General features: G+C 39.6%; 18 protein-coding genes, 1 rRNA gene and 1 riboswitch. Of the genes, 3 read left to right on the top strand and 16 right to left on the bottom strand.

Features of this window, described 5'->3' with window-relative positions; translation table 11 throughout:
- Positions 1 to 14: 14 nt before the first annotated feature.
- The 3 genes from ligA to pcrB are packed head-to-tail and all read right to left on the bottom strand — an operon-like array spanning position 15 to position 4,956.
- Positions 15 to 2,024: an NAD-dependent DNA ligase LigA gene (gene ligA, locus ACM5BR_RS15275; RefSeq protein ID WP_416828872.1), complete on the bottom strand. Its 2,010-nt coding sequence runs from the start codon at positions 2,022 to 2,024 to the stop codon at positions 15 to 17.
- A 15-nt stretch (positions 2,025 to 2,039) separates the two neighbouring features.
- Positions 2,040 to 4,253 carry a DNA helicase PcrA gene (gene pcrA, locus ACM5BR_RS15270; protein ID WP_416828871.1) on the bottom strand — a complete coding sequence of 738 codons (2,214 nt, stop codon included), beginning with the start codon at positions 4,251 to 4,253 and terminating at the stop codon, positions 2,040 to 2,042.
- Between the two features lie 13 nt (positions 4,254 to 4,266).
- A complete protein-coding gene (gene pcrB, locus ACM5BR_RS15265; RefSeq protein WP_416828870.1) occupies positions 4,267 to 4,956 on the bottom strand; it encodes a heptaprenylglyceryl phosphate synthase in 690 nt (229 codons plus the stop codon).
- 269 nt (positions 4,957 to 5,225) lie between these two features.
- Between pcrB and ACM5BR_RS15260 the strand changes: the two genes are divergently transcribed.
- Positions 5,226 to 5,573, top strand: a complete 348-nt coding sequence (locus tag ACM5BR_RS15260) for a YgaP family membrane protein (protein ID WP_416828869.1) — start codon at positions 5,226 to 5,228, stop codon at positions 5,571 to 5,573.
- A 36-nt stretch (positions 5,574 to 5,609) separates the two neighbouring features.
- Here ACM5BR_RS15260 and purD read toward each other — a convergent pair whose 3' ends face one another.
- The 12 genes from purD to purE form a co-directional block, all read right to left on the bottom strand.
- On the bottom strand, positions 5,610 to 6,872 hold the full coding sequence (gene purD / locus ACM5BR_RS15255) for a phosphoribosylamine--glycine ligase (protein WP_416828868.1): 1,263 nt from the start codon (positions 6,870 to 6,872) through the stop codon (positions 5,610 to 5,612).
- 12 nt (positions 6,873 to 6,884) lie between these two features.
- Complete coding sequence (gene purH, locus ACM5BR_RS15250; protein WP_416828867.1) at positions 6,885 to 8,417, bottom strand: bifunctional phosphoribosylaminoimidazolecarboxamide formyltransferase/IMP cyclohydrolase; 1,533 nt, start codon at positions 8,415 to 8,417, stop codon at positions 6,885 to 6,887.
- Positions 8,414 to 8,992, bottom strand: coding sequence for a phosphoribosylglycinamide formyltransferase (gene purN, locus ACM5BR_RS15245; protein ID WP_416828866.1), 579 nt, complete (start codon positions 8,990 to 8,992; stop codon positions 8,414 to 8,416). The genes purH and purN overlap by 4 nt, the downstream gene beginning before the upstream one ends.
- Positions 8,989 to 10,029: a phosphoribosylformylglycinamidine cyclo-ligase gene (gene purM / locus ACM5BR_RS15240; RefSeq protein ID WP_416828865.1), complete on the bottom strand. Its 1,041-nt coding sequence runs from the start codon at positions 10,027 to 10,029 to the stop codon at positions 8,989 to 8,991. The genes purN and purM overlap by 4 nt, the downstream gene beginning before the upstream one ends.
- Positions 10,030 to 10,164: 135 nt before the next feature.
- On the bottom strand, positions 10,165 to 11,574 hold the full coding sequence (purF, locus tag ACM5BR_RS15235; protein WP_416828864.1) for an amidophosphoribosyltransferase: 1,410 nt from the start codon (positions 11,572 to 11,574) through the stop codon (positions 10,165 to 10,167).
- Positions 11,559 to 13,775 (bottom strand): phosphoribosylformylglycinamidine synthase subunit PurL, encoded by a 2,217-nt coding sequence (purL, locus tag ACM5BR_RS15230; protein WP_416829056.1) that lies wholly within the window; start codon positions 13,773 to 13,775, stop codon positions 11,559 to 11,561. Before purL ends, purF begins: the two co-directional genes overlap by 16 nt.
- Positions 13,759 to 14,439, bottom strand: coding sequence for a phosphoribosylformylglycinamidine synthase subunit PurQ (purQ, locus tag ACM5BR_RS15225; protein WP_416828863.1), 681 nt, complete (start codon positions 14,437 to 14,439; stop codon positions 13,759 to 13,761). Before purQ ends, purL begins: the two co-directional genes overlap by 17 nt.
- Positions 14,436 to 14,690, bottom strand: coding sequence for a phosphoribosylformylglycinamidine synthase subunit PurS (gene purS, locus ACM5BR_RS15220; protein WP_416828862.1), 255 nt, complete (start codon positions 14,688 to 14,690; stop codon positions 14,436 to 14,438). Before purS ends, purQ begins: the two co-directional genes overlap by 4 nt.
- Positions 14,683 to 15,402 (bottom strand): phosphoribosylaminoimidazolesuccinocarboxamide synthase, encoded by a 720-nt coding sequence (purC, locus tag ACM5BR_RS15215; RefSeq protein WP_416828861.1) that lies wholly within the window; start codon positions 15,400 to 15,402, stop codon positions 14,683 to 14,685. Before purC ends, purS begins: the two co-directional genes overlap by 8 nt.
- A gap of 206 nt (positions 15,403 to 15,608) precedes the next feature.
- Positions 15,609 to 16,904: an adenylosuccinate lyase gene (gene purB, locus ACM5BR_RS15210; RefSeq protein WP_416828860.1), complete on the bottom strand. Its 1,296-nt coding sequence runs from the start codon at positions 16,902 to 16,904 to the stop codon at positions 15,609 to 15,611.
- On the bottom strand, positions 16,901 to 18,052 hold the full coding sequence (purK, locus tag ACM5BR_RS15205) for a 5-(carboxyamino)imidazole ribonucleotide synthase (protein WP_416829055.1): 1,152 nt from the start codon (positions 18,050 to 18,052) through the stop codon (positions 16,901 to 16,903). Before purK ends, purB begins: the two co-directional genes overlap by 4 nt.
- Complete coding sequence (gene purE / locus ACM5BR_RS15200; protein WP_416828859.1) at positions 18,052 to 18,531, bottom strand: 5-(carboxyamino)imidazole ribonucleotide mutase; 480 nt, start codon at positions 18,529 to 18,531, stop codon at positions 18,052 to 18,054. Before purE ends, purK begins: the two co-directional genes overlap by 1 nt.
- 104 nt (positions 18,532 to 18,635) lie before the next feature.
- A riboswitch (purine riboswitch) is annotated at positions 18,636 to 18,737 on the bottom strand.
- Positions 18,738 to 19,073: 336 nt separating this feature from the next.
- On the opposite strand from purE, the gene ACM5BR_RS15195 reads away from it, so the two are divergent.
- Positions 19,074 to 19,652: a DUF5317 domain-containing protein gene (locus ACM5BR_RS15195; RefSeq protein ID WP_416828858.1), complete on the top strand. Its 579-nt coding sequence runs from the start codon at positions 19,074 to 19,076 to the stop codon at positions 19,650 to 19,652.
- Positions 19,653 to 20,109: 457 nt separating this feature from the next.
- Entirely contained in the window at positions 20,110 to 21,741 is a 1,632-nt protein-coding gene (locus ACM5BR_RS15190) for a diguanylate cyclase (RefSeq protein ID WP_416828857.1), read from the top strand.
- Between the two features lie 167 nt (positions 21,742 to 21,908).
- Here ACM5BR_RS15190 and rrf read toward each other — a convergent pair.
- A 5S ribosomal RNA gene (rrf, locus tag ACM5BR_RS15185) occupies positions 21,909 to 22,014 on the bottom strand; the annotation flags it as partial.

Raw genomic sequence — 22,014 nt, 5'->3', positions numbered from 1 at the left:
TTCGTTTGCACCTCTTATTTCATTAGCTCCTGTGTAAACCTAGCTTCATCCCAAATCTCAATACCAAATTGCTCAGCCTTGGCAAGTTTCGAACCAGCTGCCTCGCCGGCAATGACTAAATCTGTGCTTTTACTTACACTTCCTGCTACATTACCGCCTTGTTCTTCAATACGCTTCTTTGCATCGCTTCGTCCCATCGTCTCTAGCTTCCCTGTTAGTACAATGGTTTTACCAGAAAAATAAGAAGCAGCCGTCTCTACTTCAGAAAGATTAGGACCCTTGTATGTCATCGTAAGACCATACTCTTGTAACTTCTCAAGTAAATGATGGACCTCATCATTTTCAAAATAGGTAGCGATGGAATCGGCCATTTTTTCTCCAATTTCATGAATAATCGTTAATTCTCGGGCAGTAGCATGTTGTAGGCTTTCCATTGTTTCAAAATGAAGAGCCAAAGTACGAGCTGCCTTTGCCCCTACATGGCGAATGCCCAAACCAAAGAGAAGTTTTTCTAATGAATTTTGTTTAGACGCTTGAATGGCAGTAATTAAATTCGATGCAGACTTTTCACCAAATCGTTCTAAGGAAAGCAGCTGCTCCTTCGTTAACGTATAAATATCAGCTACTGTATGCACAAGATGCTCTTCGTAAAGCTGCGTAATCACACGCTCTCCTAACCCATCAATATTCATCGCATCACGCGAAACGAAATGAATCAATCCTTCACGAATTTGTGCTGGACAAGCAGGATTTAAACATCGAAGCGCAACTTCACCCTCCAATCGTACAAGCTCATCCTCACATTCTGGGCAATGATCCGGCATATGAAACTCCAGCTCTGAGCCTGTTCGGCGTTCCTTTAACGGATGTACAACTTCTGGTATAATGTCCCCTGCCTTTTTCACTACAACATAGTCACCTATTCGTATATCCTTTTCACGAATTAGATCCTCATTGTGCAAGGAAGCACGACGAACAATTGTACCTGCTACACGAACTGGTTCTAAGTTTGCTGTTGGCGTCACAACTCCAGTACGACCTACGTTCAACTCAATCGAAATAAGCTTTGTTACAACCTCTTCTGCTGGAAATTTATAAGCAATCGCCCAGCGCGGGCTTTTCACAGTTGTTCCGAGTACTTCCTGCAATTCTATATCATCTACTTTAATAACTATTCCATCAATTTCGTAGTCTAGTGTAGGACGCTTTTCCTTCCACTCCTCTACATAGGCAAGCACTTCTTCAATGGTCTCGCAAACACGGCGATGAGGATTTGTCTTAAATCCTAGTTCTCCAAAGAAATTTAATGCTTCGCTATGGGAAGAAATCGGCTGACCTTCTAGCCCTGCCATCGCATAGACGAAGAAGGAGAGATGCCTTTTGGCAGTAATTTTCGGATCTAATTGACGCAATGACCCTGCTGCAGCATTACGCGGATTAGCAAACAGCATTTCACCTTGTTCTTCTTTTTCGCGATTCACTCGCTCAAACGACCGCTTTGGCATATACGCTTCGCCGCGCGCTTCTAAGGTCAGCGGTCTATGCAGACGGAGTGGGATCGCTTTAATCGTCTTTATATTATTCGTAATGTCTTCCCCGACTACACCATCTCCACGGGTAGCGCCTTTTACGAACTTTCCCTCTTCATAATGAAGGGAAACGGCAAGTCCGTCAATCTTTAGCTCACATACATATCTGACATTTTCTTTCCCTGTTCCTTGACGTACCTTACGATCAAAGTCCCGAATATCCTCTTCATTAAAGGCATTGCCCAGGCTTAGCATAGGTGATTTGTGGATTACTTTTTCAAACATATCTAGCGCCTCGCCGCCAATGCGTACAGTCGGCGAATCGTCAGACTTAAACTCAGGATGCTCCTCTTCAAGACGAATTAGCTCTTGCATATATCGATCATATTCTGCATCAGAAACAGATGGATTGTCTAAAACGTAATATTCGTGATTCAGTTTGTTTATTATTTCTCGAAGCTCTTTGATGTGTTGTTTTACCACTTCGTTTGACATCGTCTCATCCTTTCCTTACACTTTTGAAATCGGCGCAAACTTCGCTAATAATCGCTTAATTCCGGTTGGACTCGGGAATGCAATATCAAGCTCCATATCTTTGTCTTCCCCTTTAACCCTTACTACGGTTCCAGTACCCCATATTTTGTGTGATGCTTTGTCTCCTACTTTCCAGCCGATTTGTTCTCCGCCCGTTGATTTATATGGAGCATGCACCGTACGACTCGTACGACTAGATGTAGATGTAGATCTAGATACAGCTGCTGCTTTACGCTTTTGCGGCACATTGTGAAGCGGTTCAAGTAAGTTAGCAGGAATTTCTGATAAAAAGCGAGATTCCGGATTCATATTTGTTTTTCCGTAAAGAGTCCGCATTTGCGCATTCGTAACATATAATTCTTCCTCTGCACGCGTAACAGCCACATAGGCAAGGCGGCGCTCTTCTTCCATTTCGGTTTCATCCATTAGCGAGCGCATATGTGGAAAAATTCCTTCCTCTGCCCCAGCGATAAAGACGACAGGAAATTCAAGCCCTTTTGCAGAGTGCATGGTCATAAGCAACACTTCTTCTTGACTCGCTTGCTCATCCACTTGGTCGATATCTGCAATTAAAGCAAGATCTGTTAAAAAAGCAATAAGGCTCTTATCTTCGCTTTGCTTCTCAAAGTTTCGTGTAACAGATAAAAATTCCTCCAAGTTTTCTAAACGAGACTGTGCTTCTAAAGATCGTTCACTTTCAAGCATATCTCGATAGCCTGTTTTATCTAATACATCTTCAACAAGCTCAGTAATGGATAAATAATCGCTCATCTTAATCCAACCAGATGTTTGTTCATAGAATTGTGAGACTGCATTTGTTATACGCCCACTTAATCCAACAAAGTCAATTTGAGTGAGAACCTCTGATAAAGGAAGATTTTGCTCTGCCCCATAATTAATAATCTTATCTATGGAAGATGCTCCAACTCCTCGCTTTGGTACGTTGACAATTCGTCTGAAGCTAATTTCATCATTAGGATTCGAAATAAAGCGAAGATAGGCTAGAATATCTTTAATTTCTTTTCGGTCATAGAACTTTGTTCCGCCAATGATTTTGTATGGAATATTGGATTTTAAAAACACTTCTTCAATCACACGTGATTGTGCATTTGTCCGATATAATATCGCGAAATCATCATAGTTCCGCTTACCAGATTCTACTTGCTCGCGTATTTTCTTGGCGATAAAATACGCTTCATCCTGTTCCGTCACCGCATGATAGTACGAAATCATGTTTCCCGTTTCATTTTCTGTCCATAATTTTTTCGGCTTTCGATTGCCGTTATATCCAATTACAGCATTGGCAGCTTGCAGTATGTTTTTTGTAGAACGATAATTTTGCTCTAACATAATCATCTTCGCATCCGGATAGTCTTTTTCAAAGGAGAGGATGTTTGAAATATCTGCTCCGCGCCAACGATAAATCGATTGGTCCGAATCACCAACAACGCATATATTTTTCAAACGCTCAGCGAGCATCTTTACGAGTACATATTGCGCTTTATTTGTATCTTGATATTCATCCACATGAATGTATTGGAATTTCCGTTGGTAAAATTCGAGTACCTCTGGAACACGTTCAAATAGTTGAATCGTTGTCATAATTAAGTCATCAAAATCAAGGGAACTGTTTTTTTGAAGTCGCTTTTGATACTCATCGTATATATCGCTAACTAGCTGCTCATAGGGATCTGCTGATGCTTGTTTTGCAAATTGTTTTGGGTGAATTAATTCGTTTTTTGCACTGCTAATAGATCCAAGAAATGCACGTGGATCAAACTTCTTCGGATCAATATTTCGTTCCTTAACGATTGCCTTCATAACAGATAGCTGATCACTGCTATCCAAAATGGTAAAGTTACGGCTAATCCCAATACGATCAATATCACGGCGCAATATACGAACACACATCGAGTGGAAGGTTGAGATCCAAACATCATTTGCATCTGGACCAACAAGCTTATCGATTCTGTCTCGCATCTCGCGAGCCGCTTTATTGGTAAAGGTAATCGCCACGATGTTCCAAGGAGCAACTCCTTTTTCCTGAAGTAAATAGGCAATGCGATGTGTTAATACACGTGTTTTTCCACTACCTGCACCGGCCATAATTAATAATGGTCCGTCTGTCATTTGTACTGCACTTCGTTGCTCAGGATTTAACCCTGCTATCAATTTATTGATATTGCTCATTTTGTCACCTTCCTTACTTCCCTTTCACTGCTTGTACCGTTTTCAATGCTTCTTTGATGTTTTCATATATTAAATTTCCGATGACAATCGTATCTGCATACTGAGCTATTTCCTTTGCCTGCTCTGTGGTTTTAATTCCTCCGCCATAGTAAAAATGAGCATGCTCCAAATTTTGCTTCACTTGCTTTACGATGTTAACATCTCCGTACGTTCCGCTATATTCTAAATAAAAAATAGGAAGATGAAGCAGCTTGTCTGCTAGCTGTGCATAAGCAACGATATCATGTGCATCCAGGTTGCAATTGGCATTTGTAAGCTGCGCTACCTTCGAATCAGGATTGCAAACACAATATCCCTCCATGAAAATTTCTTCCCAATTCATAATATCTCCGTATTCCTTAAGTGCTCGTTGATGAAAACCGGTAATCCATTCTGCATTCCGACTATTCAAGACAGAAGGTATGTAATAATAATCAAATCCCGGTGTTAATGATTCTAAATCCGATACTTCTAGCACACAAGGAACGCTATATCTACGAATACTTGCGAGCATATATAATACATTATCTAATGTAATCCCATCACTTCCACCAACGATCACTGCATCTGTTCCAGATTCACAAATGCGCTCTAAATCCTGTTCACTTAACTCCTTTTCTGGGTCAAGCTTAAATACATGCTTCCATTCTTTTATTTCGTACATGAACACACCTCTTCCATACGTTGTGCATTATTTCATTATACCAAAGAATTGTGGATTAACGAACATACGATATGTATATTTCCAGTGTGCCTATGCGCAGTTATTCTACATGAACAGACAGTAATGCTAAGGATGGGAAAAACTACTATCTACTAAAAATCTTGAAACAGCTAAAAGTTGGTTCGTATAGAGAAAAATTTGAAGTGAGACACTACATGATGAAATAGAATTTCTATTTCCAATGTTATGTCTGAAAGGAGCTGTTAATCGTGTTTAAACCGAATATTGGGACGTTAAATGCCCTCATTCGCATTACAATTGGCCTAGCAGTGGTAAGCTTTGCGACAGCAAGATTAGTACGTACACCTTGGAGAGTTTTTCCTAAGCTAATGATCTGGATAGGCGCAATGAGGGTTGCTGAAGGAATCGTACGTTTCTGCCCAATCACAGAAGTATGTAAGCTAAGCCGTTATCTAAATGTAACGAAGTGCTGCAATCATGACACCAAAGAAGATGCTACTCCTAATAAAAACAATGCAACGAAGCCTTCATCATCATACAATGCTTCCGATGAAAAAATGGAAGCAAAAATAGCATCAGATATTTTGGGAATCTAACAAAAAGAATGGCTAGCAAATCTGCTAGCCATTTGTTCATTGCATATAATCAATTGCTTTTTGCCCTATATCCGAGCGGTAAAACAATCCTTCACTTTGTATATGCTGTAATTCTTGATACACTTTTTCTTTTGCTGAAGCTAAATCTTTACCGCGTCTTGCTACAAATAGTACCCGTCCTCCATTTGTCACAAACATGCCGTCCTTCATTTTCGTACCAGCATGAAAGACTAGTGCTTCATCTGTTAGTTCACCAAAGTGAATAACGTGTCCCTTCTCATAACCTTCTGGGTACCCTTTTGCGGCAAGAAATACACCAACTACAGCTTCTTCTGACCATTGAAGCGAGATTGGATTCCCATCTAGTACACGGTTCATTACATCTACCAAATCATTTTCTAACCGAGGAAGAACTACCTCTGTCTCAGGGTCACCAAAACGAGCATTAAATTCAATTACTTTCGGACCTTCTGTCGTTAGAATAAGACCTGCATAGAGAATACCTGTAAAAGATCGATTTTCCGTAACCATTGCATTTGCAACCGGCTGTAGAATCGTTTCAACTGCTGAATCAACAATACTTTGCGGGATTTGCGGTACAGGAGAATAAGCACCCATTCCTCCTGTATTAGGTCCCTCATCACCATCAAATGCACGCTTATGGTCCTGCGAAATGACCATTGGATAAACAGTCGTACCCTTAACAAATGCCATTAAAGAGAATTCTTGCCCTTCCAAAAATTCTTCAATTACGACTTTTTTACTTGCTTCTCCGAATTTTGCTCCCTGCAGCATATCTTGAACTGCTGATAGAGCTTCCTCTTCCGTCATTGCAACGACTACACCTTTACCTGCTGCTAACCCGTCTGCCTTAATGACAATAGGTGCTCCGACTTTCTTCACATAAGAGACAGCAGAATCATAATCTGTAAATGCTTCGTAGAAAGCAGTCGGAATTTGATACTTTTTCATAAGCTCCTTCGTAAACGCCTTACTGCCTTCAATAATAGCAGCCTCTTTACGAGGACCAAATATACGTAATCCTTTTTCTTCAAAATGATTGACAATACCCGCTGTAAGAGGAACTTCTGGTCCTACTACAGTTAGGGCAATCTCTTTCTCTTTTGCAAAGGATGCTAATGCGTCAAAATCAAGTTCTTCAATAGGAACGAGCTTTGCAATTTCCTGCATACCTTCATTTCCTGGCGCTACATATACGGTATCAACAGAGCTGGACTGCGCTAGCTTCCACGCTAGCGCATGCTCCCTGCCCCCACGGCCGATTACTAATACATTCATGCATCTTCCTCCTTAATGCTTGAAGTGGCGTACTCCAGTGAACACCATCGCAATGTTATATTCATCTGCTTTTTTGATAGAATCTTCATCACGGATACTTCCACCTGGTTGAATAATCGCAGTTATTCCTGCTTTAGCAGCTGCCTCAACTGTATCAGGCATTGGGAAGAATGCATCGGATGCAAGTGCAGAGCCACTAACCTTTTCTCCTGCTTGTGCAATAGCAATGTTTGCAGAACCAACGCGATTCATTTGTCCTGCCCCAATTCCGATTGTCATGTTGTCCTTTGCTAGAACAATTGCGTTTGATTTAACATGTTTTACAACTTTCCATGCAAGTTTTAAATCTTCCCATTCTTTCTCTGTCGGCTGACGCTTTGTTGGATACGTAATCGTTACATCTTCTAAAGATACAGTATCTTCATCTTGAATTAATAAACCACCGCGAACGGATGTAAACTTACGTTTTGTTTCTCCTTTTTCTAAATCAACAGTTAGAAGACGAAGGTTTTTCTTTCCTTCAAGGATTGTTAATGCTTCTTCTGAGAATGATGGCGCGATAATAATTTCTAAGAAAATTTCATGCATTTTTTCTGCTGTTGCTTTATCAATTTCACGATTTGCTGCAATAATACCGCCAAAAATGGAAATAGGATCAGCTGTATACGCGCGTTCGTATGCTTCAAAGATATTACCTCCAACACCGACGCCGCATGGGTTCATATGTTTAACGGCAACTACTGCAGGCTCAGAGAAATCTTCTATCATACCAAGTGCTGCATTTGCATCGTTAATGTTATTGTAAGACAATTCCTTGCCGTGTAATTGCGTTGCGTACGCAATAGAAGAAGTTTCTGCAAATGGGCTCTTGTAGAATGTTGCTTTTTGATGTGGATTTTCTCCATAACGTAAATCTTGTTTCTTTTCAAATGTTAATGTAACAGTTTCAGGACTTTCTTCACCAACCTGCTTTGTTAAGTATTCAGAAATAAGAGCATCGTATGCTGCTGTATGACGAAATACCTTAGCTGCCAGCTTACGCTTTTGTTCTTTTGATACTTCTCCGTTTTCCTTCAGCTGTGCAAGTACGATATCATAGTCTGCAGGATCAACAATAACCGTAACATATTCATGATTTTTCGCTGCAGAACGAATCATAGTTGGGCCGCCGATATCAATATTCTCTATAGCATCAGCGAACGTTACGTCTGGTTTTGCAACCGTTTCTTTGAATGGATACAGATTTACCACTACGAAATCGATTGGTTCAATACCTAATTCTTTCATTTGTGCCATATGTGTTTCGTTGTCACGTACAGCTAGTAAGCCCCCGTGAATATTAGGATGTAATGTCTTTACACGACCGTCCATAATTTCAGGGAAACCAGTTACTTCTGAGATTCCAATTACATCCACACCGTTTTGCTCTAGTAATTTATGTGTACCACCTGTTGAAATAACCTCTACTCCTTGTTCTTTAAGACCCTTTACAAATTCAACAATTCCTGTTTTGTCAGATACACTTACTAATGCACGCTTCTTCATCGTTTTATCGCCCCTGTTACTAAATTTGAAATCGTTTCAATATATAGCTGATGCTCCACTTGTTGAATCTTTTTCTGCAAACTATCATGCGTATCATCTTTCTCAATTGAGACAGCTTGCTGTGCAATAATCGGACCTGTATCCATACCTTCATCTACATAATGGATGGTTACACCTGTCGTTACAGCGTCAGCTGCAAGTGCTTGTCCAATGGCATCCTTACCTGGAAAGTTAGGAAGTAAGGATGGATGAATATTAATAATTCGTCCTTCATAAGCGCTAAGAAGGGTTTCCCCAATCAAACGCATATACCCTGCGAGAATAATCCAATCCACTTCTAATTTGCGAAGCTGCTTGCATATTTCCGTCTCAAATGCCATTTTCGATTGATAGCTTTTCGGCTGAAATACGAAGGTTGGAATCTGATGTGCCAATGCTCTTTCTACTACTCTCGCATTCGGTTTATCACAGACAAGGATACATACTTGTGCATCAAGTACACCGTCCTCAATCGCATCAACAATTGCTTGAAAATTAGAGCCTGTTCCGGATGCAAATACTGCTAATCGGTTCATTCCATCTGACCTCCGCTAAACGTTACGCCTTCTCCAGCGATTGTTCTACCAATTACATATGCCTGTTCGTCTTCTGATTGTAGTAGATCAAGTACACCTTCAACGTCAGCTTCTTTTACTGCAAATACCATCCCAATTCCCATATTGAAAATATTAAACATATCTTTACGATTTAGCTTACCTGTTTCTTGAAGCAAGTCGAAAATCGGTAGAATAGGCCATGAACCATAATCGATTTCAGCTGCAATCCCCTCAGGCAACATACGAGGAATGTTTTCAATAAATCCTCCGCCTGTGATGTGAGCAATTCCTTTTAGCTCATACTTCTTCATCACTTCACGAACTGGCTTTACGTAAATTTTCGTTGGACGTAGCAATTCTTCTCCTAACGTTGTATCTAGCTTGCCATATGTTTCATGAAGGGAGAGCTCTCCTTGTTCTAGAAGCACCCTACGAACGAGTGAATACCCATTACTATGGATACCGCTTGATGCAAGACCAATTAGAACATCTCCCTGCGCTATATTCGCTCCCGTAATAAGCTTTTTCTTATCCACAATTCCAACCGTAAAGCCTGCAAGATCGTATTCATTTTCTCCATACATGCCCGGCATTTCAGCTGTTTCTCCGCCAACTAATGCACAGCCAGCTTGCTGACATCCATCTGCAACACCTTTCACGATACTTTCAATACGAGAAGGGTCTGCCTTTCCGCACGCAATATAATCTAAAAAGAACAATGGTTCTGCACCTTGTGAGGCGATATCATTGACACACATCGCAACCGCGTCAATTCCAATCGTATCGTGCTTGTCCATCATAAATGCAACCATGAGCTTCGTTCCTACCCCATCTGTGCCGGAAACAAGAACTGGCTCTTCTAATTGAAATGCAGAAAGATCAAACATCCCTCCGAAGCTGCCAAGTCCGCCAAGTACCTCTTTACGCATCGTCTTCTGTACATGCTTTTTCATACGATTCACTGCTTCGTATCCTGCTTCAATATCCACTCCTGCTTGCTTATACGCATCTGCCATTATGGTTTTTCTCCTTTCAATTCAAAAAAGTGGACATATGGAAACAAACCAAGTCCTAAATCCGAACAATTTATTTAAATCTATAAAAACCGGAAGGAAATGATTAAAACAAGGGGGGAATCCCCCCTCTAGTCTTTAATCACGTTGATGAATAAGCTCATCTTCATAAGTCGGCGTTGGATACTTTCCATTAAAGCATGCCATACATTGTCCACGACATTCGCTTGATTGCTGACTTCCGATTACTTCTTCTAATCCTTCTTCACTTAAAAATGAAAGGGAATCTGCGCCAATCATTTCACGGATTTCTTCAATGGAATGATTAGCTGCAATCAGCTCTTCACGAGAGGAAGTATCAATGCCATAAAAACAAGGATTTACAATCGGCGGCGCTGCAATACGAACATGTACTTCCGTTGCACCGGCATCGCGAAGCATTCCCACAATACGTCTGCTCGTCGTTCCACGCACAATGGAATCATCAATCATCACGACCCGCTTTCCCTCTACAATACCTCGTACAGGAGAAAGCTTCATCTTCACGCCACGTTCCCTAAGTTCTTGGGATGGCTGAATAAAGGTTCGACCAACGTACCGATTTTTAATAAGTCCAAGTTCATATGGGATCCCCGAAGCTTCAGCAAATCCGATAGCTGCTGAAATGCTGGAATCCGGAACGCCTGTTACAATATCTGCCTCAACAGGTGCTTCTTTCGCAAGTTGTTTCCCCATACTTTTCCGTGCTGCATGTACGTTAATCCCGTCAATATTACTATCTGGCCGTGAAAAATAGATATACTCCATACTACAGATTGTATGCTTCGTCTTTTCAGCAAATATTTGAGATTCTATACCTTCATCGGAAATGACAAGCAATTCTCCAGGCTCTACATCACGAATATATGTTGCTCCAACGATATCAAAGGCGCATGTTTCTGACGCGACCACATAGGCATCGTCTAATTTACCAAGTGCAAGAGGTCGGAATCCATTCGGATCCAGAGCCACTATCAGCTCTGATTCCGTCATGATAAGAAATGCATAGGCACCTTGTATTTTATTAAGCGCTACCTTCACACGTTCTACTAATGGAAATTCATTATAACGTCTTAGCAGATGAGCAAGCACTTCTGTATCTGATGTTGTTTGAAAAATGCTGCCTTGCATTTCAAGCTCAAGCTTAATTCGATTCGCATTTACTAGATTACCGTTATGAGCAAGTGCGAGACTTCCCGTTTGAGAATGAAACAAAAGAGGTTGGACATTTTCATATCCTCCGCCGCCTGCTGTTGCATAGCGAACATGCCCAATTGCAGCGTCACCGCTAAGCTGACTAAGTTCTCCGTTCGAGAATACATCTGTAATGAGTCCTAGCCCTTTATGTCCTTCAAGTTTTTTACCATCGTTCGTAACAATTCCTGCTCCTTCTTGACCACGATGCTGCAAGCTGTGAAGTCCATAATACGTAATTTGTGCTGCATTACTGTGGCCCCAAATTCCAAACACGCCACATTCTTCATTTAAGCCCTTTATTTCAGCAAGCATGGAATAGCTCCTTTCCAAGCATCTACCAGCTCATCAACCTGTGCAGTCACAAGGCTTTCTTCACCATCTTGAATTGTAAGTATAGCAGTATCAGTGACCTCTCCAATAAGCTCTGCATCTACCATGTTTTCAAAAGCTTCTTTATTTTCTTTTTTAACCGAAATAACAAATCGTGACTGTGTTTCTGCAAATAATTCTGCTACAGCTTCACCCTTAATCTGTACCGTTGCACCAAGTGCCTTTGCACTAATAAGTGATTCAGCTATGGCTACAGCAAAACCGCCTTCAGCAATATCATGAGCAGACTGAATTAAACCAGCTTGAATCGCAGTAAGCAATTGCTTTTGACGTCTTGCTTCTACTTCTAAATCTATGCTAGGAGATGGTCCACAAATCATACCATCCATCATTTTTTGTAATTCACTGCCACCAAATTCTTCTTTTGCTTCACCGATCACATAAATGAGATCGCCGGCTTGCTTAAATTCTTGCGTTGTTACATGTGACAAATCGTGAACTAATCCTACCATACCAATTGTTGGTGTTGGGTAAATAGCTTCTCCGCTCCGTTCGTTATAAAGAGAAACATTCCCGCCAATAACAGGTGTTCCAAGTGTAGTACAAGCTGCACTCATTCCGTCAGCTGATTTTTCGATTTGCCAGAAAATTTCTGGCTTTTCAGGGTTTCCAAAGTTCAAGCAATCTGTAATTGCAAGAGGCTCTGCACCTGAGCACACGATATTGCGCGCTGCCTCGGCAACCGCAATTTTTCCGCCGATTTCCGGATTTAAATAAATATAACGAGAATTACAATCCGTTGTCATCGCAAGTGCCTTCTTCGTACCGCGTACGCGAACAACAGCAGCATCTGATCCTGGGATTACAACAGTATTGGTTCGCACTTGATAATCATACTGATCAAAGACCCACTCTTTACTTGCAATCGTAGGCTGACGAAGAAGCGCTAGTAATGTTTCTTTATAATTTTCAAGCTTTGGAGCCGGAATCGTCATATTTTGAAATTGTGAGAAGTAAGCAGGCTCTTTAGAAGGCTTATGATACACAGGTGCCTCCTCTGCAAGTGCATCTACTGGAACGTCTGCTACCTTTTCACCCTTATGGAAAAGACGAAGCATTTTATCATCGGTTACTTTTCCAATTGCAACCGCTGCTAGATCATATTTTTTAAACAAGTCAACAATCTCTTGCTCTTGACCTTTCTTAACTACAATTAACATACGCTCTTGGGATTCAGATAACATCATTTCATAAGCCGTCATGCCCGTTTCACGCTGCGGCACATCGTCTAAATACATTTCAATTCCCATACCGGCTTTACTTGCCATTTCAGCAGCAGATGAAGTTAATCCCGCTGCCCCCATATCCTGAATACCCACAAGAGAATCGAAATGAACAAGTTCAAGACAAGCTTCTAAAAGAAGCTTTTCCATAAATGGATCCCCTACTTGCACAGCAGGACGTTTCGATTCCGATTCAGAAGATAATTCTTCAGAAGCAAAGGTAGCACCATGAATGCCGTCACGGCCAGTGGAAGCACCTACATACATAACCGTGTTGCCGACGCCGTGTGCCTGCCCCTTTTTAATATCACTATGATTGATAAGCCCTACGCACATAGCATTAACAAGTGGATTTCCCTCATAGCATGGATCAAATTGAACTTCTCCGCCTACTGTTGGAATCCCGATACAGTTCCCATATCCAGCAATTCCTGCAACAACTTCCTCAAATAAATATTTAACGCGTGGTGTTGTTAGCTCACCAAAACGAAGAGAATCTAAGATAGCAATAGGACGTGCTCCCATTGAAAATACATCGCGAATAATTCCACCTACACCAGTTGCAGCTCCTTGATAGGGCTCAATGGCAGAAGGATGGTTATGGCTTTCAATCTTAAATACAACTGCCTGTTGATCACCGATATCAACGATACCAGCCCCCTCGCCAGGTCCTTGCAGTACGCGATCTCCTGAAGTTGGAAACTTACGAAGCACTGGTTTTGAATTCTTATAGCTACAATGCTCGGACCACATAACAGAGAATAATCCAGTCTCCGTATAGTTCGGCATACGGCCGAGAATATTCTTTACCATTTCAAACTCTTCGTCTGAAAGTCCCATTTGGGCATAAAGCTTTTGTTCTTGAATTTGCTCTGGACTTGGCTCAAGCTGTAACATGATGTGATTCCCTCCAATACTTCAAAATCGATTTAAATAACTTTAATCCGTCGTCTCCGCCTAGGAGCGCATCTACAGCGCGCTCTGGATGCGGCATCATGCCGAGAACATTGCCGCGCTCGTTCGTAATTCCTGCAATATTTGCAATGCTTCCATTCGGATTATCGATATAACGGAAGGCAATTTGGTGATTTTCTTCAAGCGCCTTCAATGTTTGTTCATCGCAATAATAGTTTCCTTCACCATGGGCAATCGGAATACGAATAATGTCTCCAATCTCATATTGAGAGGTAAAGAGCGATTTGTTTTCAACCCGTAACTCCACCGTACGGCACATAAACTTTAAGTTTTTATTTCGAATTAAAGCACCAGGGAGAAGACCTGCTTCTACTAAAATTTGAAATCCATTGCAGACACCTAGGACTGGCTTACCAGCATTAGCAGCTTCGATTACTGCATTCATAACATTTGAGAACCGTGAAATAGCTCCGCAACGAAGATAATCACCGTATGAAAAACCACCCGGTAATAGAATCGCGTCATACTCATCTAAACTCGTTTCATCATGCCAAACATATTCCACTTCTTCGCCTAGTTCATCTTGAATCGCATGATACATATCTACGTCACAATTCGATCCTGGAAAAACGATTACGGCAAACTTCACTGTGCGACTACCTCCTCGATCTCATATCGGTAATCTTCAATGACAACATTGGCTAATAATTTTTCGCACATCTCTTTAATCATGCTGTCAATATCAGTCACGTTCTTATCTACCATCAATTCCATATATTTTCCGATACGGACATCTTGTACGGAAGTAAAGGATAAACTATGCAACGCATTTTTCACTGCTGCTCCTTGTGGGTCTAATACGCTCTTGCGAAGTGTTACATAAACCTTTACTTTAAACATGTGAAATTCCCCCTAATCGTTTTAAGATTTCTTTATAGGCGTCAGTCAAATTTCCAAGGTCTCTACGGAATACATCTTTGTCGAACTTTTCATTCGTTTCTTCGTCCCATAGACGGCATGTATCTGGAGAGATTTCATCAGCAAGAAGGATTTCGCCTTCTTTTGTAAGTCCAAACTCTAATTTAAAGTCCACTAATCTCACTTTGCAACTTGCAAAATGCTCTTTTAACACTTCATCAACACGCAATGCTAATGTGCGAAGCTCTTGCAATTGTTCGGGTGAAGCAATGTTTAACACGCGAATATGGTCTTCTGTTACAAGAGGATCACCAAGGTCATCATCTTTATAATAAAATTCTACAATCGGTTCTTCGAGAGGAGTTCCTTCTTCTAATCCAAGTCGTTTTGCCAAACTTCCAGCAATAATATTTCGAACAACAACTTCAAGAGGAATAATCGTTACTTTCTTTGCAAGTTGTTCTGTATCAGAAATTTTTTCAATAAAGTGGCTCGGAATGCCAGCGTCCTTCAGCTTAGTAAAGAGAAGCGAAGTAATTTCATTATTTAAATGGCCTTTTCCTGCAATGGTTGCCTTCTTTTCTCCATTAAAAGCAGTTGCACTATCTTTATATTGAACCCATACGACATCTTCTTGTTCTGTACGGTACATAATTTTTGCTTTTCCTTCATATAGCTGCTCTAGCTTTTGCATGTCATAAGCCCCCTGTTATTTTTATAATTATGAATCATCAGACTAATGAAGCTATACTTCACTAAAGAAGGGAAGGCTCTTTCCCTACTTTAGTGGTGGCCCCGTAAGCCTGATCTTCGATTTCCATGGAACCTTGGTGAAATTATCCCGCCCCTATATATCAGGATAAAAATGGCACAGACTGAAATCTGTGCCCTATATTATTTTCAATCTAGACCAAGGCGTTTGAAGATGGTGTCCACGTGACGCATATGGTGTTCATAGTTAAAGCACTCATCAATTTCTTCCTGTGTTAACTTGCTCGTAATTTTTTCATCTGCTTCTACAAGATCTTTAAATTGAACTTGTTTATCCCATGCTTCCATTGCTTTCGGCTGCACAGTATCATATGCTTCCTCACGAACCATTCCCTTATTAATAAGAGAAAGCATAACGCGTTGAGAATAAATAAGTCCAAATGTTCTTCCCATATTCCGTTTCATATTTTCAGGGAATACAGTTAAGTTTTTCACGATGTTTCCAAAACGATTGAGCATATAATTCAATGCAATGGTAGCATCCGGTAAAATAACGCGTTCTGCTGAAGAATGTGAAATATCACGTTCGTGCCAAAGTGGAACATTTTCATAAGCGGTTTGCATATAACCACGAACTAAGCGAGCCATACCTACCATATTCTCTGAACCAATTGGATTACGTTTGTGAGGCATTGCAGAAGATCCTTTTTGACCTTTCGCAAAGAATTCCTCAACTTCACGTGTTTCACTTTTTTGCAAACCACGAATTTCAACAGCCATCTTTTCAATAGATGTCGCGATTAACGCTAATGTTGCCATGTAGTGTGCATGACGGTCACGTTGCAACGTTTGTGTTGAAATAGGAGAAGCTTGAAGTCCAAGCTTTTCACACACATATGCTTCAATAAATGGATCAATATTTGCATATGTACCGACAGCCCCAGACATTTTTCCAACGCGTACTCCATCTGCAGCTTGCTTAAAGCGTTCTAGATTTCTCCGCATTTCTTCATACCAAAGTGCCAACTTTAATCCAAATGTTGTTGGCTCTGCATGAACACCGTGCGTACGACCCATCATAACCGTGTATTTATGTTCGTTTGCCTTATTTTTTAGAATTTCAATAAATGCTGTAATATCTTTTAGCAAAATATCGTTTGCTTGTTTTAATAAATAGGAAAGCGCAGTATCTACCACGTCAGTAGAAGTTAATCCATAATGCACCCATTTCCGTTCTTCTCCTAACGTTTCTGATACAGCTCTTGTAAAGGCAACCACATCATGACGAGTATCCTTTTCAATTTCATAAATGCGATTTATATCAAATGACGCATTTTCCCGAAGCTTCTTTACGTCTTCTTTCGGAATATCTCCTAGTGCTGACCAAGCTTCGCAAGCAAGAATTTCTACTTCTAACCAAGCGTTAAACTTATTTTCTTCTGTCCAGATTGCTCCCATTTCCGGGCGCGTGTAGCGATTAATCATCGTTTTCCCTCCAACCATTGTTCTTCGCGTTCCCAAATGCGAAGTGCACTTGCTTTCTCTAAAGCTTCCTTTGTACTTTGCGCTAAAATGTTTAAATGACCCATTTTCCGCTTTTTCTTCGCTTCTGCTTTACCGTACATATGCAGCTTTGCATTGGAATACTGGTCAATCTTTTGATAGACCGCCTCTATATGTTCTCCTAAAATATTAAACATGACAACTGGTTTTAATAAAGTTATTTCACCAAGCGGCCATCCGCAGATCGCGCGAACGTGTTGCCCGAACTGACTTGTCGCACAAGCATCCATCGTATAATGCCCAGAATTATGCGGTCTTGGCGCTAATTCATTCACAAAAATATGCTCATCCTTCGTTACAAACATTTCAACCGCTAAGATGCCGATTAAACCAAGCTCATTTGCTAATGTTTCTGCACATCTAACTGCCTGTGCTCTTAATTCATCGGAAATACGAGCCGGAACGATGGAAGCATGTAGGATATTTTCGACATGAATATTCTCAGCAACCGGAAATACGCTTGTTTCGCCGCCTATACCTCTTACTACAATAACGGAAACTTCCTTATCGAACGGAACCCAATCTTCTAAAATACATTCACGCTGTTCAATAAGTTGTTTTGCTTCTGCTAAATCTTCCTCACTTTTCAAAACAATTTGCCCTTTACCGTCATAGCCACCCGTTGTTGTCTTTAACACACAAGGATAAGAAAAGTCTTCAACACCGTGGATTAAATCGTCTTCTGTTTGGCAAAGACGAAAAGCTGCAACTGGTATGCCAGCTTCCACAATCGCACTTTTTTCTGTAAATCGATTCTGTGTTACATGCAGCAGCTGACTTCCCTGCGGCAAATACGAATGCTCCTCAATCCATTGTAAGCAATCATAATCGATATTTTCAAATTCATAGGTAATCACATCGCTAACACTTGCAAGCTTTTCAATCGCTTGCTGATCGTTATAGGATGCAACAATTTCTATATCTGCAACTTGCGCACATGGCGAATTAGGCGTAGGATCCAGCACTGCAATACGAAAACCCATTTCCTTTGCAGAAAGAGCTAACATTCTGCCTAGCTGACCACCACCGATAATCCCAATCGTCTGACCAGGAAAGATAACTTTGTTCATCATAGTTCACTATCCTCTAACACTTTTCGTCTAATATCGTCACGGCGCTGTTCTAGCGCTTTATAAATTGATTCATCAAATGCACCTAGTATTTCTGCTGCTAATAAACCAGCATTTAAAGCTCCTGCTTTCCCGATGGCAACCGTAGCAACCGGAACACCACCTGGCATTTGCACAATGGACAACAAAGAATCTAACCCATTCAACGCCTTCGACTGAACAGGAACACCGATAACCGGTAGCGTCGTTTTCGCTGCAATCATACCGGGTAAATGTGCCGCTCCTCCAGCACCAGCAATAATCACTTTCAAGCCTCTATCACGAGCGGTTTCAGCATATTCAAACATATAATCTGGTGTACGATGCGCTGAAACAACTTTCTTCTCATATGGAATCGAAAGCTCATCCAACATATCGCACGCATGCTTCATCGTTTCCCAATCAGATGTACTCCCCATAACAACTCCGACTATTGGCATTGCTCGTCCCCCCTGTCCTATTAAAAAATGCCTAAGCAGAACACACCCCAATATATAGGGAAAGTATTCTACTCAGGCATACTACTCTCGTACAAACGAACACAAGCTGAGTAACTTTCCCTCATAGTCCAAAAATTTACGGTCATTGGGTAGAAACTCGCGGGCCATATCCCCGCTATTATATGAGGTGTCCGTATTTAAATTATCCATCGCTATAATATCAAATTCAAGCAAGAAATGTCAATAAAAATCGAACGTTTATAGAAAACATCAGTAAAATTATTCGTATTTCGCTAGAACGACAAACTTCTATTCGTATTTCAGCAGAATGTTAAAATCCCTTCTAGCTTCAATATCTCACCATTTGGTATTTTCTATATATTAAGATAATTTTTACATTGCAATATATTGACATTTAATTGATTTTACTTGTATGATTTAAAAAGTAGATTAACTCTAAATAACTAATTATTATAAACATTTCATTTTGCTTTTATTCTCTAACTTTAATATTTGAATATATAGAATAGGTGGAAGCTATTATGGTACTCGATGGAATGATTATTTCAATTATAGTTGGATTTTTAAGAAGAGGTAGCTTAAAGGAGCTAGCAAGCTTACATATTAAAGGTGGAATAATCTTTCCGATTCTACTAATCCTAGAAATTCTCGTATTCATACTACAAGATCGATTTTCTACATTAATGTTAGTAAGTAATACTTTTTACATGCTGGTCTATGTGTTAGGTCTTACTTTTCTATATTTGAATCGGCATTATAAAGGATTTTATCTTATTTTATTAGGTGTATTCTTAAATTTTCTAGTAATGATCATTAACGGTGGAAGAATGCCCGTTTCACTTGATGCAGCTAGTGTTCTCGACCCTATGTACGGAGATGCATTAAAAAACGGTGGTGTGTATGCAAAACACCAAGCACTTACAGCTAGTACGCATCTCGGGTTTTTAGGCGATATCATCCCCATTACTCACCCCTATCCGAAAACACAGGTAGTCAGCATCGGTGATATTATTATGAACATTGGAATTTTTATATTTGTCCAATGGCTTATGATTACAAAACCCCGTTCGAAAACAATTAAAGGAGGTGAGACAATATGAAAAAGCTAGCTACTAGTCGTGTTTTATTTAATGCTATTATTCTTGGTTCTTTGATTGTTGCTTTGACTTCTGGATTTAGAGTAGGATAAATTTCATAAAGTTGTAATTAGAAAAATAGCAATGTGTCTATTTTGTCTCAATGAGCAGATTACTATAATCAAATCTGAAATTTAAAATGGGATACTTTTAATAGCATATTGCTATTTTTTTATTAAATATTATTTAAGTTTATATATTAATCTAGATGAGAGTGAGAGATATGAACACCACCTTAATTAATCCTATAAAATTAATTGTTACTTCACTAACCATTCTAGGAGTATCTTTACATATTGTTTTTTCCCATAGTACTTTATTTTCTTTGTCCAATATTTATTTTAAAATTTTTTTAGCAATTAGTTTATGTCTAATTACGTACTATACTATTATTTTGCCACCTAAAGGAAATTCATTATCAATGGATTCTGCTATTTTTATTGCTACTTGTTATATGTTTGGTTTAAGTTTCACCTTAAACATTCTTTTATTTAGTTCTGTCTTATTTATGGTTATTTATAAAAAAATTGCGTGGTGGAAACATTTATTAAACTTTGCAGTATATAATTTTATGCTAATTGGATTCTACTATACTTTTATTGGTTTAGGCGGAAATATCGGAAAGCCTCCCTTTGATTACAATTTTTACCCATTTCTATTTTCTATATTTATATACTGTCTAATTAATATTGTTATTTTAAGTATATATTTAAAGCTTATTTCTAAGGATAACTATTTATCAATACTGTATACAATGTTAAAAGAGGGTATATCTTTATATGTGGTAACCATATTATTATCAGTTATATTGATAATATTAGTTCAAAATGAGCTAATATTAGGTTACCTTTTACTAATATGTGTTTTATTATTATTATCCTTTGCTTTCCGAAAACACTTTGAACTTTACTTAAAAACAAGTGAAAAAGCCAACAAAGATTTTCTAACCGGCCTCAGCAATCACGCTTATTTTAAAGACGTATTAGAAGAAAAAGTAAAGGAAGCTAGTTCTTCCAATCAACCATTAAGTCTTGCTCTTCTTGATATTGATGATTTTAAAAAATACAATGACTTTTATGGCCATATACAAGGGGATTCTCTATTAAAGTTTTTTGGTGCCTTTCTCGAAACCGAGTGTAATAAACATGGATATTTTGTTGCACGGTATGGCGGTGAGGAATTTACGATTTTAATGCAGAATACACCGGTTAAACAGGCAGCTATGTTTATGGATCGTCTTCGTAAAAAAGTAAATGATTCGTATTTTGATGGAGTGGAACGTCTTCCTTATCATTGTCTATCCTTCTCTGCCGGAATTTCAGAATATAAAAAAGAATTATACGATTCACAAGAACTGCTAAACAGAGCCGATCAAGCAATGTACAGTGCCAAAGAGCAAGGAAAAAATATGATTCGTATTGCTGATGAAGAATATTCCATGCAAAAAACCCTCTCATTTGAAAAAGAATTGAATGAAGCGGAACAACAGCTCAATATCTTTCTTTCAAAGGACGTCTATACATATCGACATAGTAAGCGCGTATACCAATATGCTGTTGATTTTAGTGAAGAGCTAAAATTAAGCGACGCTGAGCGTAAAACATTTATTTTAGGTTCACTTGTTCATGATATCGGTAAGCTTGAAATCCCGCGAGATATCATTAATAAAAAAGGAAAATTGGATCCACATGAATGGGAAATTATGAAAAAGCACGTATTATGGGGAAAGGAAATTATCTCTACGAATAAAAATTTAATTGACCTAATCCCTCTTGTCGAACTTCACCATGAGAGATTTGATGGAAACGGCTATCCACATGGCTTAAAGGAAGACAAAATACCAAAGCTAGCACGCATTTTATGTATTATCGATTCATTTGATGCTATGACAACCGAACGGCCGTATCAAGCGACGAAGACATTCACAGAAGCTATCCAGGAGCTACGCACTTGTGCAGGCCAGCAGTTCGATCCCCAATACGTGGAACCCTTTATCAATATGATTCAAAAAGCATATGCCCTGCAGCTTGAAATGGAACAAATAACAGTATAAATCAGTGTAATAAAAGGACTCAGCAGAGTCCTTTTATTTCGTATAATATTTGTCTTATATTTTGTAGCAAACTACTTACTATATAACTAGTTTGCTATAGTACACAAGTGGTATAATTTTTTAGTAAAAAAAGAGATCACTCATTAAGAAATGAGTGATCTCTTTTTGCCTAGCGACGTCCTACTCTCACAGGGACAAAGTCCCAACTACCATCGGCGCTGAAGAGCTTAACTTCCGTGTTCGGTATGGGAACGGGTGTGACCTCTTCGCCAT

Source organism: Ectobacillus polymachus (genome assembly GCF_048159605.1).
In the GTDB taxonomy this organism is placed as follows: domain Bacteria; phylum Bacillota; class Bacilli; order Bacillales; family Bacillaceae_G; genus Ectobacillus; species Ectobacillus polymachus.
This window is presented reverse-complemented; position numbering and strand designations above follow the sequence as displayed.

Excerpts from the sequence above, each read along its gene's own strand:
- ligA (WP_416828872.1), bottom strand. The coding sequence starts at position 2,024 with ATGTCAAACGAAGTGGTAAAACAACACATCAAAGAGCTTCGAGAAATA.
- pcrA (WP_416828871.1), bottom strand. The coding sequence starts at position 4,253 with ATGAGCAATATCAATAAATTGATAGCAGGGTTAAATCCTGAGCAACGA.
- pcrB (WP_416828870.1), bottom strand. The coding sequence starts at position 4,956 with ATGTACGAAATAAAAGAATGGAAGCATGTATTTAAGCTTGACCCAGAA.
- purD (WP_416828868.1), bottom strand. The coding sequence starts at position 6,872 with ATGAATGTATTAGTAATCGGCCGTGGGGGCAGGGAGCATGCGCTAGCG.
- purH (WP_416828867.1), bottom strand. The coding sequence starts at position 8,417 with ATGAAGAAGCGTGCATTAGTAAGTGTATCTGACAAAACAGGAATTGTT.
- purN (WP_416828866.1), bottom strand. The coding sequence starts at position 8,992 with ATGAACCGATTAGCAGTATTTGCATCCGGAACAGGCTCTAATTTTCAA.
- purM (WP_416828865.1), bottom strand. The coding sequence starts at position 10,029 with ATGGCAGATGCGTATAAGCAAGCAGGAGTGGATATTGAAGCAGGATAC.
- purF (WP_416828864.1), bottom strand. The coding sequence starts at position 11,574 with ATGCTTGCTGAAATAAAGGGCTTAAATGAAGAATGTGGCGTGTTTGGA.
- purS (WP_416828862.1), bottom strand. The coding sequence starts at position 14,690 with ATGTTTAAAGTAAAGGTTTATGTAACACTTCGCAAGAGCGTATTAGAC.
- purC (WP_416828861.1), bottom strand. The coding sequence starts at position 15,402 with ATGCAAAAGCTAGAGCAGCTATATGAAGGAAAAGCAAAAATTATGTAC.
- purB (WP_416828860.1), bottom strand. The coding sequence starts at position 16,904 with ATGATTAATCGCTACACGCGCCCGGAAATGGGAGCAATCTGGACAGAA.
- purK (WP_416829055.1), bottom strand. The coding sequence starts at position 18,052 with ATGAACAAAGTTATCTTTCCTGGTCAGACGATTGGGATTATCGGTGGT.
- purE (WP_416828859.1), bottom strand. The coding sequence starts at position 18,531 with ATGCCAATAGTCGGAGTTGTTATGGGGAGTACATCTGATTGGGAAACG.
- ACM5BR_RS15195 (WP_416828858.1), top strand. The coding sequence starts at position 19,074 with ATGGTACTCGATGGAATGATTATTTCAATTATAGTTGGATTTTTAAGA.
- ACM5BR_RS15190 (WP_416828857.1), top strand. The coding sequence starts at position 20,110 with ATGGATTCTGCTATTTTTATTGCTACTTGTTATATGTTTGGTTTAAGT.